Raw genomic sequence first — 15,446 nt, 5'->3', positions numbered from 1 at the left:
AACGGACTCAGGCGTCGTCGCGCAGGCGCCGACGGCGCACGCTGTCCGCGAGGTTTTCCAGCACCGCGATGCTCGTGTCCCAGTCGATGCAGCCGTCCGTCACGGACTGGCCGTACGTCAGTTCCTTGCCCGGCACGAGGTCCTGGCGGCCGCCGACGAGGTGCGACTCGACCATCACGCCGACGATGCGCGTATCGCCCCCCGCGATCTGGGCGCCGATGTCGGCGCACACGGGCACCTGGTTCTGCGGATTCTTGCTGCTGTTGGCGTGCGAGGCGTCGATCATCAGGCGGCTCGCGAGACCGTTGGCGGCGAGCTGCTTGCAGGCGTCCTCGACGCTGGCCGCGTCATAGTTCGGCGCCTTGCCGCCGCGCAGGATGATGTGGCAATCCTCGTTGCCCGCGGTCGACACGATCGCCGAGTGGCCACCCTTCGTCACGGACAGGAAGTGGTGCGGCTGCGACGCCGCCTTGATCGCATCGGCCGCGATCTTGAGGTTGCCGTCCGTGCCGTTCTTGAAGCCGACCGGGCACGACAGGCCCGACGCCAGTTCGCGGTGCACCTGCGACTCGGTCGTGCGGGCGCCGATCGCGCCCCAGCTGATGAGGTCGGCGATGTATTGCGGGCTGATCACGTCGAGGAATTCGGTGCCGGCCGGCAGGCCCAGCTCGTTGATGTCGCGCAGCAGCTCGCGCGCCATGCGCAGGCCGTCGTTGATGCGGAAGCTGTTGTCCATGTACGGGTCGTTGATCATGCCTTTCCAGCCGACCGTCGTACGCGGCTTCTCGAAGTAGACGCGCATGACGATTTCCAGCTCGCCGGCAAAGCGGTGGCGCTGCTCGACGAGGCGGCGGGCGTATTCCATGGCGGCGTTCGGATCGTGGATCGAGCACGGGCCGATCACGACCATCACGCGGTCGTCCTGGCCGTGCAGGATGCGATGCAGCGCCAGGCGCGCCTGCGACGCGGTCTGCTCGGCCTCCGGGGTCACCGGGAATTCGCGGATCAGGTGCGAGGGCGGCGTCAGTTCCTTCATTTCGCGGATGCGTAAGTCGTCGGTGCGGGGCATTGCTGTTCTCCGTTCTGATCTGATGATTAAAAATTCTGGGCCGTAAAAAAAAAGACCGCCAGCTCGGCGGTCTTTTGGATTTTTGTGTCGGACTCTGTTCTGTTACTGCGTGAACCTGCCGCTACTCCACCGCCGTTGGGCTGGAATGGCTAAACCAAAAATAAAAGGTAAAGAAAACGGCGTGGCGCATGTGGGTTCCTGAATGGTCGATTGACTATAACAACATTGCATCAACGTTGGCAAGACTTTATTTGTGCTGTGATGTGTCGGTTACGGTTGCCTATACAGGCGATCGGTTGCGTCAACCAGACACCCTTTTCCGCAGTGCCGGACACGCTTGAGAGATGTCAGTTGCCTCTCCGCGCGAGATGCAAAAGTCGCAACGAGCCCCGGTCGCGTGCACACCGGGTCGACCATCCCTCATCGTACATGGAGTCTGGACATGACCGAAACACCGATATCCCAAACGATCCGGCGCCTGTCCGCGGGCGGGGGCGCCATCGCCCTGGCCATCCTGGCGCTGCCGGCGCCGGCCCAGGAAGCCGCGCCCAAACCCGTCCCGCGCGTCGAGATCACCGGCTCGAACATCCGCCGCTCCGAGGCCGAGACGGCTTCCTCCGTCATCACCGTCAACCGCGCCGACATCGAGCGCTCCGGCAAGGCCACCGTGGCCGAACTGCTGCAGACCCTGGCCGTCGACAACCAGGGCTCCGTGCCGACCACGTTCGGCAACGGCTTCGCGGCGGGCGCTTCTGGCATCTCGCTGCGCGGCCTCGGCGCGGCGTCCACGCTGGTGCTGTTGAACGGGCGCCGCATGGCCCCGTACGGCCTCGCGGACGACGGCCAGAAACAGTTCGCGGACCTGAACGTGATCCCGACCGACGCCGTCGAGCGCGTCGAGGTGCTGAAGGACGGTGCCTCGGCCATCTACGGTTCCGACGCCATCGCCGGCGTCGTCAACATCATCCTGCGCCGCGACTTCCAGGGCAACACGGTGCGGTTCTCGCGCGGCGCCAGCAACGACTGGGACGGCAAGCGCACCAACGTTGCCTTCACCAAGGGCGTCGGCAGCCTGGACGCCGACCGCTACAACGTCCTGTTCAGCCTCGAGTACAAGAAGTTCGACGAGATCTGGTACCGCGACCGCCCGGACCGCGACTGGATCGGCCGCAACGACCTGCGCCCCTGGGGTTATTCGGCCGACCAGGCGCTCGGCGGCACCGGCGCCATCCTGCCCGGCACCGGCACGGCCGGCAGCGCCATCAACGGCAACGTGCGCAATCCGGCCGACCCCACCAACTACTACAACCGGGGCAACCTGGCCGGCCCCGGCTTCACGCGCACGTTCCCCGGCGCGGCCTGCTCCAACTTCACCAGCCACCCGCAGGGCGATCCCGGCGGCGGCTGCCTGATCGACGCGTCCCAGGTCTACAACCAGATCGAGCCCAAGCAGGAAAACCTGAGCTTCTTCCTGCGCGGCTCGTATCAGCTCGACCCGGCCGTCCTGCTGTACAGCGAGTTCAACTGGTACACGAGCCAGACGGATTCGTCGACGACGCCGTCCACGGTCAGCGCCTCCGTCGGCTTCCCGGGCGGTCCCGTCAACAATGCCATCGCCCAGCTCGGGGCCGCCCACCCCGACAATCCGTATTTCGGCACGGCCGCGCGCTTGCGCTACCTGGCGGCCGACGTCGGCCCGCGCGTGTCGAACATCGACTCCAACTTCCTCCGCTGGCTCGGCGGCGCCAAGGGCTCGAATTTCGGCTGGGACTGGGACTCGTCCCTGCTGTTCTCGCGCAACCACGTCACCAACACGCAGAACGGCTACCTGCAGCGCGACGTCGCCTTCGCCCTGCTCGACCCGTCGACCGCCAACGTGGCCGCGGCGCTGCGCAATCCGGCCTATGCGGCGCTGCCGCCAGGCACCGTGTGGCGCATCGGCGAAAACGCGAACCTGAATTCGCCCGCGCTGTACGCGGCCCTGTCGCCGACCATCGCCAACGCGGCGCGCACCGAGGTCGGCCAGGTCGACTTCAAGGCCACGCGCGAGTTCAGCGGCATTCCCTGGCTGGCCGGCAACCTGGGACTGGCGGCCGGCACCGAGTTCCGCCACGAGATGACGGAACTGATGCCCACCTCGGGCACCGAACGCGGCAACATCATCGGCCTCGGCTATTCCGCCTACTCCGGGGCCCGCAACGTGTTCGCCTTGTACGGCGAAGGACTGGCGCCGCTGCCGTTCAACGTCGAAGCCTCGGCGGCCCTGCGCTACGACCACTTCACCGACGTCGGCAGTTCCTGGACGCCGAAGCTCGGGCTCAAGTGGACACCGGTGCGCGCATTCGCCCTGCGCGGCACGTTCGCGCGCGGCTTCCGTGCGCCGAGCCCGGCCGAGAACGGCGTCGGCGGACTGGCCGCCTTCTCGACCGCCGCCGACCCCGTGCGCTGCGCGCTGGGCGTCACGAGCAGCTGCAATCCGGCGTCGATCGCGCTGATCACGTCGCCCAACCAGAGCCTGTCGCCGGAACGCTCGAAGAGCTACACGCTGGGCGTCATCTGGGACCCGCTGCCGCGCACGAGCATCTCGGTCGACTACTGGAAGATCAAGCGCAAGAACGAGATCAACCAGGAACAGGTCGATGCCGCGATCGCCGCCGGCCACGTCGTGCGCGACGCCACCAGCGTGAGCGCCATTCCCGGCGATCCGGGCGCCATCACGGCCGTGCTGACGCGCTACGTCAACTCGGCCCAGAGCAAGGTGCGCGGACTCGACGTGGACGCCCGCTACAACCACCACCTGCCGGACGCCTGGGGCAATGCCACCTTCGACGTCAAGTACACGCACATCTTCGAGTGGCTGCGCACGGAGCAGGACGGCACGTCGCGCGAATTCGCGGGCACGCACGGCAACTGCGACGTCACCAACTGCGCGGGCACGCCGGCCGACCGGGTCAATGTGCGCTTCGGCTGGGACCGCGACAACCTGCGCGTGTCGGCCAACGTGAACTACCGCGGCACACTCGAGAACCGCTTCTTCCGCGGCGATCCGAGCGGCTGCGCCGTGACCTTCGCCAACGGGGCCGACGCCCCGAACGGTTGCGAACTGGCGTCGTTCACGACCGTCGACCTGGTGGTGCGCTGGAAGCCGCGGCAGCGCTGGGAGCTGTTCGGGTCGGTCCAGAACCTGTTCGACAAGATCGCACCGCTCGATCCGCTGACCTATGGCGCGCAGGCGTACAACCCGCTCGATTACGAGGGCGCGCGCGGACGCTACTACACGTTGGGGGCGCGTTATTCGTTCTGAGAGATGCGGCACGGTAGGGCGGGCACACCGTGCCCACGCGTGACGTATGCGGTGTGTTGGCGTTGCGCGTGGGCACAGGGTGCCCACCCTACCAATTTTGGTCGCCGCGCTGGCGACATTCAGTCGCCGCCCTGGCGACATTTAGTCGCCGCCCTGGCGACATTTAGTCGCCGCCCTGGCGACATTTAGTCGCCGCCCTGGCGACATTTAGTCGCCGCCCTGGCGACATTTAGTCGCCGCCCTGGCGACATTTAGTCGCCGCCCTGGCGACATTTAGTCGCCAGGGCCCTCCCCCGGCATCGTGTCGGCCATCAGGCGCAGTTCCTCCGGCGTCAACTCGTCGGGTTTCTTGCCTTCGAGTCCGTCGAAGTCGTCCGGCGACTTTGCGCCCTGTTGCGCCTGCGCGTTGTCGGGTGGCGGGGGAACCGCCGGGGCCGGCTGCTGTCCGGTGGTCTGCGGTGTTTGATGGTTCGCCATGTCCTGCTCCTTGCGATGGATGATCCAGTCACGACAAGTGTGGCACAGCATTCAGGGCTTGGGCGCACCGTCCGCGAGACGGTCGAGCTTGAGCCAGCCGCTCGCCGCGCGCCCCGTGCGCGGATTGCGGTAGACGACGTCCGCGTAGTCGCCATAGGTGTGGAGGACGGTCAGCACATCGCCGGGAATCACGAACAACGCCGGGAGCTTGCACTCGTCCAGAGGCGCCGTATGGAACCAGGCGCGGCCGGTGCCGGTGACGACGCGTCCCGCTTGCGCGGACTCGACCGGTATCCAGCGCGACGCGGCCGTCAGCTGGGCCGCTTCGCAGCGGGTGAGTACGTTGGTCAGTTCCTTCATGCTGCCCTGCGTCCACACGAACTCGTGCACCTGTGCCGCGCCCTCCCGGGCCAGCTGGACGACCACCCTGTCGCCCGCGCGGCGCGCACCGAAGCCCGTCAGGCAATCGCCGAACGGTGGCGACATCGTCGCCGCATCGCCCGGCCCGATCCGCAGCAAGGTGAAGCGATGCCGGCATTGCGGATCCGGCAACTGGGCATCGACGAGCACGTAATCGGCGTCGTCCTGCACGGACAGCTTGACGAGGCCGGCGTCGCCGTCGACCTGCCCGAGCGCCGCGCCGCGCAAGCGGATGTCGGAACGCTCAGGGCCGGCACCGGCGGCGGGAACGGCCTGCGTCTCGACCGGGCCGAAGCGGGTGGCGACATTCGTGTGCCCGTCGGCCCAGACGCACTGCGGCGGCATCGATACGGCGAGCGCGGCAATGGCGGCGTTGAAGAACAAACGCCCGCGCAGGGCGGGCGTCGTGCTGGCGAAGGCGGATGCCATCGCGGCGGCTGGCCGTCAGGCCGTGCCGCCGACGGTCACGCCGTCGATGCGCAAGGTCGGCTGGCCGACGCCCACCGGCACGCTCTGGCCCTCCTTGCCGCACACGCCGACGCCCGAGTCCAGGCGCATGTCGTTGCCGATCATCGAGATGCGGTTCATCGTGTCCGGACCGTTGCCGATCAGGGTCGCGCCCTTCACCGGGTACGTGACCTTACCGTCCTCGATCATGTAGGCCTCGCTGGCCGAGAACACGAACTTGCCGTTGGTGATGTCGACCTGGCCGCCGCCGAAGTTCACCGCGTACAGGCCGTTCTTGACCGAGGCCAGGATCTCGGCCGGGTCCTTGTCGCCGGCCAGCATATAGGTGTTCGTCATGCGCGGCATCGGCAGGTGGGCGAACGATTCGCGGCGCGCGTTGCCCGTCACCGGCATCTTCATCAGGCGCGCGTTCATCGTGTCCTGGATATAGCCCTTGAGGATGCCGTCTTCGATCAGCGTCGTGCACTGGGTCGGATTGCCCTCGTCGTCCATATTCAGCGACCCGCGGCGGTCCTGCAGCGTGCCGTCGTCGACGACCGTCACGCCCTTGGCCGCGACGCGCTGGCCGATCATGCCGGCATACGCGGACGAGCCCTTGCGGTTGAAGTCGCCTTCGAGGCCGTGGCCGACGGCTTCGTGCAGCAGCACGCCGGGCCAGCCCGGGGCGAGCACGATGGTCATCGGACCGGCCGGGGCCGGACGCGCTTCGAGGTTCACGAGGGCCGATTGCACGGCTTCGCTGGCATATTTTTCCAGCAGTTCGTCGCTGAAATAACCGTAGTCGTAACGGCCGCCGCCGCCCGACGAGCCCATCTCGCGCCGGCCGTTCTGCTCGGCGATGACGGTGACGGACACGCGCACGAGCGGACGGATGTCGGCCGCGAGCACGCCGTCGCTGCGCACGACGAGCACGACGTCGTATTCGCCCGCCAGGCCGGCCATCACCTGCACGACGCGCGGGTCCTTGGCGCGCGCGATCTTTTCCACGCGCTCCAGCAGGGCGACTTTCGCCGTGGCGTCGAGCGAGGCCAGCGGATCATTCGGCAGGTATAGCGCGCGGCCGCCGGTCGGCTGGACGCCGGCCGCGACCTTCACGCGCCCGGCGCCCGCGCGCGCGATCGTGCGCGTGGCCGCGGCGGCGTCGAGCAGGGCTGCCTGCGAGATGTCATCTGAATACGCGAACGCGGTCTTGTCGCCCGACACGGCGCGCACGCCGACGCCCTGGTCGATCGAAAAACTGCCGCTCTTGACGATGCCCTCTTCCAGGCTCCAGCCTTCGCTCTTGGTGAACTGGAAATACAGGTCGGCATAGTCGACCTTGTGCGTGAACATGGTCCCCAGCGTCGTGATCAGCTTGCCTTCGTCGAGCCCGAATGGCGTCAACAGTACGTCGCGCGCGACGGCGAGGGAGGAGAGATTCGGTTCGAATGGAGTCATTGCGTCGGGTCTTTCTGATAAGGATAGGGCATTGTGCCATATCCGTTCAATTGGCATCGGGTGCACATCATCATGCATTGGCGGCCTCGGGGAGCCCACCCTACGGCAATGCCGCTGGCGTAGGCACCCCGTGCCCAGCATCAACGTGTGCCGCGCGCCGTTTACATTTTGCGGTGTTTCAGCGCCGGCAAATTCTCGCGCACCTTGGCGATGTACTCGGGATCGATCTCGCCGCTGACGACGCCCTCGCCTTCCGGCAAGATGTCCTTCACATCGCCCCACGGGTCGATGAGCATGCTGTGGCCGAACGTGCGGCGGCCGTTCTTGTGCGTGCCGCCCTGGGCCGAGGCCAGCACGTAGCACTGGTTCTCGATGGCGCGGGCGCGCAGCAGCACTTCCCAGTGCGCGAGGCCCGTCGTGTGCGTGAACGCGGCCGGCACGACGATCAGCGCGCATTCGCCCATCGCGCGGAACAGTTCCGGGAAGCGCAGGTCGTAGCAGATCGACATGCCCACGCGGCCGAACGGCGCCTCGAAGCTGCCGACCGTCGCGCCCGGCACGATGGTGCGCGCCTCGTCGTACGATTCGCTGCCCTTATTGAAGCCAAATAAATGGATCTTGTCGTAGCGGCCGACGTGGTGCCCAGCCGGGTCGTACACGAGCGTCGTGTTCAGCACGCGGCCGGCGTCTCCCGACACGAGGGGCAAGGTGCCGCCGATCAGCCAGATGCCGTGCTCGCGCGCCTGCGCGGCCAGGAAATCCTGGATGGGGCCGTGGCCCGGCTGTTCCGCGTGGGCGACCTTGTCCGTGTCCGTCATGCCCATGATGGGCCAGTATTCCGGCAACGTGACCAGCTGCGCGCCTCGCGCCGCGGCGTCCGCGATCAGGCGGCGCGCGGTGGCGATGTTCTCGTCCACGTCGGGCGTGGATACCATTTGTACTGCTGCGACGGTCGACTTCGCGACGGATTTCATTGGGTTCCCTTCTTTTGTTTGCTGCGGTCCTGTTGGGCCGCCGCCTCGGCAGCGGCCGCGACGGCGGGCGAATTGTCCAGCTTCACGATGTGCGGCGATTTCCACGGCCCCGTGACCTGCATGTGGTAAGTGAGCGCCTTCATCACGGGCGCGCGCAGGAACAGTTGGGCCAGGAAACTGCCCAGGCCAATCACGGGATTCACGGCCAGGCCGTACACGAGCGAGCTGGTGCCGAGGTTGAATTCCGGGATCACGACGACGTGCAGGTTCGTCGATTCGTGCGCGATGTCGGCCGTGCCATCCATCAGCACCGTCGCCGCGACGCCGTGCATCTTGAGATTGTCCGTGCGCACGACGCCGCGCGTGATCATCGCATTGGCCGTGATGCCGTCGAAGGCGAGGCCTTCCGAGAACACGTCGTGGAAATCGAGTTTCAGCATGCGCGGCAGCATCTGCAGGCTCAGCACGCCCAGCAGCTTCGCGGCGCCCGGGTCCTGCTTGAGGAACTGGCCGTCCTCGACGTTCATCTGGATCTGGCCCGACAGGCTCGGAATGTCGAGCGAGTACGGCAGCCCGGCCCACGAGATGTCGCCGGACAGCGAGCCCTTGCCGTGGCGCAGCGTCTCCGGAAAGCCGAGGCGGTCGAGCAGCCGACCGGCGTCGCTGATGTCGAGCGTGAAATTCAATGCCGTATTGCTCTTGCCGTCGCGCGTGAGCCAGCGGCCGTTCGCCTTCAGCTGGCCGTCCGGATTCGTCAATGCCAGCCGCTCGATGCGCCATTCGCGTCCGGCCAGCGCCTGCGTATTGCTGGCCGCCAGCTCGAGGCGCCCGAACTGCTTGCCCGACAGCTCGAAGCGGTCGGCCACGATATCGAGGCCGGGAATGCTGGCGGTGGCGCCCTTGTTCGATTCGAGCAGGTCCTTGACTTCGTTCGCGGACGATTCCGGGATCACGAGCGACGCGAGACGGGCCGTCACCTTGCCCAGGCCCTGGCCCGTGGGCGACTCGTTCCACGTCACGTAGCCGACCACCTGGCGCGAATCGATGCTGGCCTGCCACGTATTGTTCTGGTGCGTGGCGCCGACGACGACGTCGTGCAGCGACCGTTCGCCGATGGTAAGTTCGCTGGCGCGCGCGGCGATGGTGTCCGGCAGCACGTACTGGGCCATGCCCGCGCCGGTGGCGTTGTCGACGGCCGTGTTGCCCGTCGGCGCGGCCTCGCCCGGCCCGGCGATCTCGGCGGCCGCCGCGAGCCAGCGGTCGACGTTCAACGCCTTCATGTTCACGTTGATCATCATGCCGCCGTCGGGCTCGGGCGCCGGGACGTTGACGCCGATGCCGCCGCGCTTGACGATCCACGTGCCGTGCGGCTCGCGTTCGCGCACGTATTTTGCGGCGGCGATGTTGCCGAGGGCGACGCGGACCTCGTCGTGGCCGACGCCGTCGGGCCCCGTCGGCTGGCCGGCGAGCACGAAGTGCAGCGGCAGCGCCTCCGCGGCGGGCTTGTTCAGCGGCGCCGGCAGTTCGACGCCGAGGCCGGCCAAATTGGAATCGACGACGATCTGCGACTGGCGGTCCTTCACCGTGACGGTGCCGCCGAAGCGCGCGCCGCCGGACAGCTTCGTGCCCAGGCGCTGCAGCGCCGGCAACGAGCCCGCGCGGCGCATGCCGTCGGCGGTGACGCTGCCGGCCATGCGGATCTGGATGGCGCCGTCGCGCTGGGTGCCGCCGGACAGTTGCAACGGCCCGCCGAGGAAGCTGGCGCCCACGCCGTTCAGGTTGACGCCGCGCTCGGAAAATTCGATGCGGCCCAGCGCGGCCTCGATAGGCGGCAGTTCGGGGAACAGCACGACGTCGTTGTTCTGCAACTGCAACGCGCCCTGGACCTTCGCATCGTGCAGGCTGGCGAGCGGCAGGTGCAGTTTTAAACCCAGCCTGGCGGCCCCGGTCGCCCGCGTGTCCTCGGTGAAGTTGCCGATCCATTCGAGCACGGGGCTGGCCGCCACGTAGCGCAGGAAGTCCGGCAGCGGGCCGGCCGCCGCGCCGTCGATGTCGAGCACCATGTCGTGCACGCCCAGCTCGGGGATCACCGCGCGCACGTTGGACAGCGGAATGCCTTGCGTGCGCGCCGTGTCGGCGTGGATTTCCATGCGCGCGCGGTCGAACACGATGGTGCCGTCGATGTTCTCGGCCAGCGGCCACAGCGGCGCCTTGCCGTCGGCCGCCTTGTGGCCCGGTGCGTACTCGAGCTTGCCGTCCTCGATGCGGCCGCTGACGCGGAACTCGCCCTTGGCGCGCTGGGCCGCGTTGTCGGCGCGGAACGGGAAGTGGGCCAGGTCGCCGCGCAGGCGCAGGCGCGCGTCGTGCAGGGTGCCGCCCAGGAGCGCGCCCGTCAGCCACTCACGCAGGCCCTCGGGGGTCGCGAGCGGCAGCCAGCGGCCAATGCTCGCGATGTCGAAATTGTCGACGGTGCCCGTGAAGTCGGTGTCGCCCGGCCCCTGCCCGGGCGCCAGCGGCAGCAGGTGGCGGCCGGACAGGCTCGCCTTCAGCGCGCCCTGGGACAGGTTCAGGCTGTCGACTTCGACGAGCAGGCGGTCGTCCTGCGGGAAGCTCCAGCGCGCATGCAGCGCGAGCTGGTCGAACGGCATCTCGGGTTCGGCGAACCAGGCCGGCAGCGCCAGCACGAGCTTGTCGGAATCGACGTCGACGCTGCCGCCGTGGTCGCTCGCGTCGACGCGGCCCGACAGGTTCTTGAAGCCGGGCAGCGCCGGCCGTGCCGCCTGGGCCGGCTGGCCGTCCGCCGCGGCCTGTTCGGCGCGTGCCGCCAGCGGATTCATCGCCAGGTTCTCGACGTCGCCGCGCACGCGGTAGCCCGTGACGTGCGGAAAGCGGCCCTGCCATTCGACGTTGGCGTCGTTGATGCGGCCGTGCGGCGCCAGTTCCGTCAGCAGCTGGCGCTGGGCCGGGGCGATCGGGAGTTGCACGGCCAGCGCGGCCAGTGCGCCCACGTCCAGCTGCGCGGCGCGCACCTCGAAGCGTTCGGGCCGGGTGCGCGTGGCCGGGTGCCAGGATTCGGTCAACGTGGCCGGCGGCAGGACGACGCCGTCTTCCGTGACGACGGCAAAGTTTTCCAGGCCGATGGCATGGCCGAGCGCGCCGAAGGTCGGCTTGCCGTCGTCCACGTTCGGCGCGATGGTTTCGCTGGCCGACAGCCGGCCCGACACGCGCGCCAGCGCCAGCGGCGGCGTGTCCGGCCCGAGGCGCGCGCTGACGCCGGCCAGCGCGAGGTCGGCGGTAAAACCGGCCAGGCGCGCGTGGTCGAAGTCGAGCCAGGCGCGCACGGAACCGCGGCCCTGCTGCAGGGTGAACGGGTAATCGAAGTACTGCTTCCAGGCGGCGAGATCGGTGTTGCGCAGGTCGGCATACACCTGGCCTTTCCAGCGCCGCGCGTCGGACGGCTTGGCGCCGAACGCCGGGTGGGAAAAGCGCGCGCGCAGGTCGAGCGGGTCGCCTGCGCCCGGCGGCGGCGCGGCTTTCAGGGCGAAGCGGTGCGTCGTCCAGCGGTTCTGCAGCACGAGGGTCACGTCCGACAAGGCCAGCGTCGGCGCACCGCGCAGCTCGTCCGTCCAGGACAGCCGGCCTTCGCGGATCACGATTTCGTGCTGGCGCAGCAGCCAGTCGGCGCCGCCGCCCTCTTCCTTCCGGTTCGGGTCGATGCGCACCCCGGCCACGGCGATGACGCCATCGCGGCCGCGGCGCACGTCCAGCTCCGGCCGGTTGATTTCCAGCGCTTCGAAACGGGGTTCGGCCGCCACCACCGACCACCACGACAAGGTGGCCGACACCGACGGCAGCGCCAGCAGCTGGCGCCCGGTGCGGTCGCGCAGGCGCACGTCGCCGAGGTAGAGGTTCGGATGCAGGCCGCGCCACGACGCATAGACGCGGGCGATGGTCACCTGGTTGCCGAGCGCGCGGCTGGCGGCCCGTTCGATGTCCGGCTTGTAGAGGTCGATGTTCGGCAGGACCGCGTAGCGCAGGACCAGGAACAGCACCATGAACGCGAAATAGACGAGCAGGACGGCCTTGATCGTAAAGCCGAGCACGTGATGCGATGCCAGGTTGGCATAGCGGTAGCAGGCGCGCGCGCGGGCCCAGCGCTCCGCCAGAGGGACGTGCTCATGCACGTGCGTCTGGGGGGGCGCCTGCTCGTGCGCGTCGGGCTCGCGCTGCGCCTGCGGTTCCGGGTTGTGCATCAAAAGGCTCAAAAGGCTCGCCGAGTTGTTAATCTATAAATAAAAGAGAGCGCTTGCAACATCCGCGGCGTCTACCTTACCATCGTGCTGACCCAGGGCAGCATGGCGGGCAATTTTACCCGATAGCAAGCGTCCCGGAACGCACAAACTCGTCTGGAATTCGCCCCATGCTCCAAGTCTCTCCTTTGCAAGCTTCCCCGCAGTCTCTGGCGCAAACGTCGCGCTATTACCAACGCTGGCTCGGCGCCGACCCGGCCCGTGCCGGGCGCGTCGATACCCTTGCCGCATTATCGCTGGCCTCTCTCGATTTCGGCGCAGCGCTGAAGTCGGAAGCCGCGCTCGGTCCGAACGGTTCGGTGCTCCCGACGGTACGGGCGATGCGCCGCCTGCGCAACCTGCTCATCTGCACCATCATCCGGCGCGACCTCGACGGCCAGGCCGACCTCGACGAGGTCGTCACCGCGATGAGCCGCTTCGCCGACTTCGCCGTCCAGACCCACCTGGCCGAGCTGATGGCCGAAATGACGGCCCTGCACGGCGAACCGGTCGGCGCCGATTCTGGCCGCCCCCAGCAGATGATGGTGCTGGCGATGGGCAAGCACGGCGGCGGCGAACTGAACGTCTCGTCCGACATCGACCTCATCTTCGTCTACCCCGAGGACGGCGACACGAATGCCGGCCCCGGCCGGAAATCGCTGTCGAACCACGAATTCTTCGTGCGCCTGGGCCGCAAGCTGATCGCCGCGCTGTCGGAAGTCACCGAGGACGGTTTCACGTTCCGCGTCGACATGGCCTTGCGTCCAAACGGCAAGTCGGGTCCGCTCGTGGCGAGCCTGAACATGGTCGAGGACTACCTGATCGTACAGGGACGCGAATGGGAACGCTATGCCTGGGTCAAGGCGCGCGCGGTCACGGGCGACCCGGCCGACATCGCGGCCCTCGACGCCATCGTGCGGCCGTTCGTGTTCCGGCGCTACCTCGACTTCGGCGTGATCGATGCCATCCGCACCATGCACGCCCAGATCCGCGCCGAGGTCAACCGCCAGGAGCGCCTGCATCCGGAGCGCAACCAGAACGTCAAGCTGGGCCGCGGCGGCATCCGCGAGATCGAGTTCCTGGCCCAGGTGTTCCAGCTGATCCGCGGCGGCCGCGACCCCGCGCTGCGCGAACGCTCCACGCGCAAGACGCTGCGCCTGCTGGCCGAGCGCGAGCTGCTGGCTGGCGACACCGTCGAGCAATTGCTTGAGGCGTATTCTTTCCTGCGCAACCTGGAGCACCGCCTGCAATACCTGGAGGACGCCCAGACGCATACGATGCCCGTCGCGCCCGAGGACAAACACACCGTCGCGCGCATGATGGGCATGGCCGACGAGGCCGAACTGCTGGCCCGCCTGGACGCCTGGCGCGTGTTCGTCGCCGCCCAGTTCGACGCGATCTTCGCCGACAAGGCGGCCGGCGCCGAGCCCGTCGACCCGGACGCCCTGCTCACCGATCCGGACAACCGCGACACCATCGCCGACCGTCTCGCCAGCCTCGGCTTCGACGACCCGCAAGCGGCCGCGAACCGCCTCGTCGCCACCTGGCAGGCGCCGCGGCTGCAGACCTTGCCGGAAGCGAGCCGCCAGCGCCTCGTCGCCCTCGTGAATACGGCGCTGACGCAGATCCCCGTCGTCGTCGCCGACGCCGGCCTCGGCAGCCACGCGGCCCTGCTCGGCCGCCTGCTCGATTTCTTCGAAGCCATTGCCCGGCGCTCGGCCTATCTGTCGCTGCTGACGGAATATCCGCACACCCTGGAGCGGGTGCTGCGCATGATCAACGCGTCCGGCTGGGCCGCGACCTTCCTGACCCAGCATCCGATCCTGCTGGACGAGTTGCTGGACGACCGCGGCAACGCGGCCGAGGACCTGCCCGCGCTGGCGGCGAGCCTCGCGGCCCAGCTCGACGCGGCCGCCGGCGACACCGAACGCCAGCTCGACATCCTGCGCGAAGCCCACCACGCCCAGATGTTCCGCCTGCTCGCGCTGGACCTGGCCGGCGAGCTGTCGGTCGAACGCCTGGCCGACCACCTGTCCGCGCTGGCCGACCTGATCGTGTGCGAGGTCGTGCGGCGCGCCTGGCGCACCATCGCCTCGCGCCACCGCGAGGTCCCGCGGTTCGCCGTGGCCGCCTACGGCAAGCTGGGCGGCAAGGAACTGGGCTATGTGTCCGACCTCGACGTCATCTTCCTGTTCGACGACGACGACGACATGGCCGCGTCCAACTACGCCAAGCTGGCGCAGCGCTTCATCACCTGGATGACGACCCACACGCCGGCCGGCATCCTGTTCGACATCGACACGGCGCTGCGGCCGGACGGCGCGTCCGGCATGCTCGTGTCGTCCGTGACCGCGTTCGAGCGTTACCAGCAGACGTCCGCGTGGATCTGGGAGCACCAGGCCCTCACGCGCGCCCGTTTCTGCGCCGGCGACGCCGCCATCGGCGCGCGCTTCGAGGCGATCCGCGAACAGGTGCTGCGCCAGGACAGGTCGAACCGCGAGGCCGAGCTGCGCGGCGAAGTCGTCAAGATGCGCCAGCGCATGCGCGACGCGCACCCGCCCCGCGACGAACGTTTCGACCTCAAGCACGACGAGGGCGGCATGATCGACATCGAATTCATCGTCCAGTACCTCGTGCTGCGCCATGCCTGCGCGTATCCGCAGCTGACGGCGAACGCCGGCAACATCGCCTTGCTGAAAGTGTGCGCCCAGCTCGGCCTCATCGACGCCGGGCTGGCGGACGGCGCGGCCGCGGCCTACCGGGCGATGCGCAAGCTGCAACACCAGGTGCGTCTGCAAGGCCAGGAAAACGCCCGCGTGGAACGCAGCCTCGTCGCGAAGCATGCCGACGTCGTCGTGCGGCTGTGGCGCGACTGCTTTCACCTATAGGCACACGCAAAGGCGCACGCAAGCGCCTTTTTCCTTTCGGCATGTTGTTTTTTATTAACGTTTCCATTACGACATATTTCCATATTGACATTTGTCAATACCGAATGCTCTGATAAGGCC

The 15,446-nt window shown here is 68.1% G+C and carries 8 protein-coding genes; 2 read left to right on the top strand and 6 right to left on the bottom strand.

The features are described from left to right. Nucleotides 1-7 precede the first annotated feature (7 nt). Entirely contained in the window at nt 8-1,069 is a 1,062-nt protein-coding gene (gene aroG, locus U9J41_RS19395; protein ID WP_322403808.1) for a 3-deoxy-7-phosphoheptulonate synthase AroG, read from the bottom strand. 442 nt (nt 1,070-1,511) lie between these two features. Here aroG and U9J41_RS19390 point away from each other — a divergent pair, with 442 nt between their 5' ends. Continuing rightward, entirely contained in the window at nt 1,512-4,373 is a 2,862-nt protein-coding gene (locus U9J41_RS19390) for a TonB-dependent receptor (RefSeq protein ID WP_322403807.1), read from the top strand. Between the two features lie 273 nt (nt 4,374-4,646). Here U9J41_RS19390 and U9J41_RS19385 read toward each other — a convergent pair whose 3' ends face one another. From U9J41_RS19385 to U9J41_RS19365, 5 genes are all read right to left on the bottom strand, one after another. Further along, nucleotides 4,647-4,850 carry a hypothetical protein gene (locus U9J41_RS19385; protein ID WP_322403806.1) on the bottom strand — a complete coding sequence of 68 codons (204 nt, stop codon included), beginning with the start codon at nt 4,848-4,850 and terminating at the stop codon, nt 4,647-4,649. Nucleotides 4,851-4,901: 51 nt separating this feature from the next. Beyond that, entirely contained in the window at nt 4,902-5,699 is a 798-nt protein-coding gene (locus U9J41_RS19380) for a hypothetical protein (protein ID WP_322403805.1), read from the bottom strand. 15 nt (nt 5,700-5,714) lie between these two features. Then, nucleotides 5,715-7,175, bottom strand: coding sequence for a metalloprotease TldD (gene tldD / locus U9J41_RS19375; RefSeq protein WP_322403804.1), 1,461 nt, complete (start codon nt 7,173-7,175; stop codon nt 5,715-5,717). A gap of 161 nt (nt 7,176-7,336) precedes the next feature. Beyond that, nucleotides 7,337-8,149 carry a carbon-nitrogen hydrolase family protein gene (locus tag U9J41_RS19370; protein ID WP_322403803.1) on the bottom strand — a complete coding sequence of 271 codons (813 nt, stop codon included), beginning with the start codon at nt 8,147-8,149 and terminating at the stop codon, nt 7,337-7,339. Continuing rightward, complete coding sequence (locus tag U9J41_RS19365; protein ID WP_322403802.1) at nt 8,146-12,402, bottom strand: YhdP family protein; 4,257 nt, start codon at nt 12,400-12,402, stop codon at nt 8,146-8,148. Before U9J41_RS19365 ends, U9J41_RS19370 begins: the two co-directional genes overlap by 4 nt. A gap of 167 nt (nt 12,403-12,569) precedes the next feature. Here U9J41_RS19365 and glnE point away from each other — a divergent pair, with 167 nt between their 5' ends. Next, nucleotides 12,570-15,326, top strand: a complete 2,757-nt coding sequence (gene glnE, locus U9J41_RS19360; RefSeq protein WP_322403801.1) for a bifunctional [glutamate--ammonia ligase]-adenylyl-L-tyrosine phosphorylase/[glutamate--ammonia-ligase] adenylyltransferase — start codon at nt 12,570-12,572, stop codon at nt 15,324-15,326. Nucleotides 15,327-15,446: the final 120 nt, after the last annotated feature.

The sequence above is a fragment of the Massilia luteola genome, assembly GCF_034420155.1.
Lineage (GTDB): Bacteria > Pseudomonadota > Gammaproteobacteria > Burkholderiales > Burkholderiaceae_D > Telluria > Telluria luteola.
Note: the sequence above shows the minus strand (reverse complement) of the source record. Positions and strands in the feature narration are given on the sequence as shown.

Excerpts from the sequence above, each read along its gene's own strand:
- U9J41_RS19385 (WP_322403806.1), bottom strand. The coding sequence starts at position 4,850 with ATGGCGAACCATCAAACACCGCAGACCACCGGACAGCAGCCGGCCCCG.
- U9J41_RS19380 (WP_322403805.1), bottom strand. The coding sequence starts at position 5,699 with ATGGCATCCGCCTTCGCCAGCACGACGCCCGCCCTGCGCGGGCGTTTG.
- U9J41_RS19390 (WP_322403807.1), top strand. The coding sequence starts at position 1,512 with ATGACCGAAACACCGATATCCCAAACGATCCGGCGCCTGTCCGCGGGC.
- tldD (WP_322403804.1), bottom strand. The coding sequence starts at position 7,175 with ATGACTCCATTCGAACCGAATCTCTCCTCCCTCGCCGTCGCGCGCGAC.
- glnE (WP_322403801.1), top strand. The coding sequence starts at position 12,570 with ATGCTCCAAGTCTCTCCTTTGCAAGCTTCCCCGCAGTCTCTGGCGCAA.
- U9J41_RS19370 (WP_322403803.1), bottom strand. The coding sequence starts at position 8,149 with ATGAAATCCGTCGCGAAGTCGACCGTCGCAGCAGTACAAATGGTATCC.
- aroG (WP_322403808.1), bottom strand. The coding sequence starts at position 1,069 with ATGCCCCGCACCGACGACTTACGCATCCGCGAAATGAAGGAACTGACG.
- U9J41_RS19365 (WP_322403802.1), bottom strand. The coding sequence starts at position 12,402 with ATGCACAACCCGGAACCGCAGGCGCAGCGCGAGCCCGACGCGCACGAG.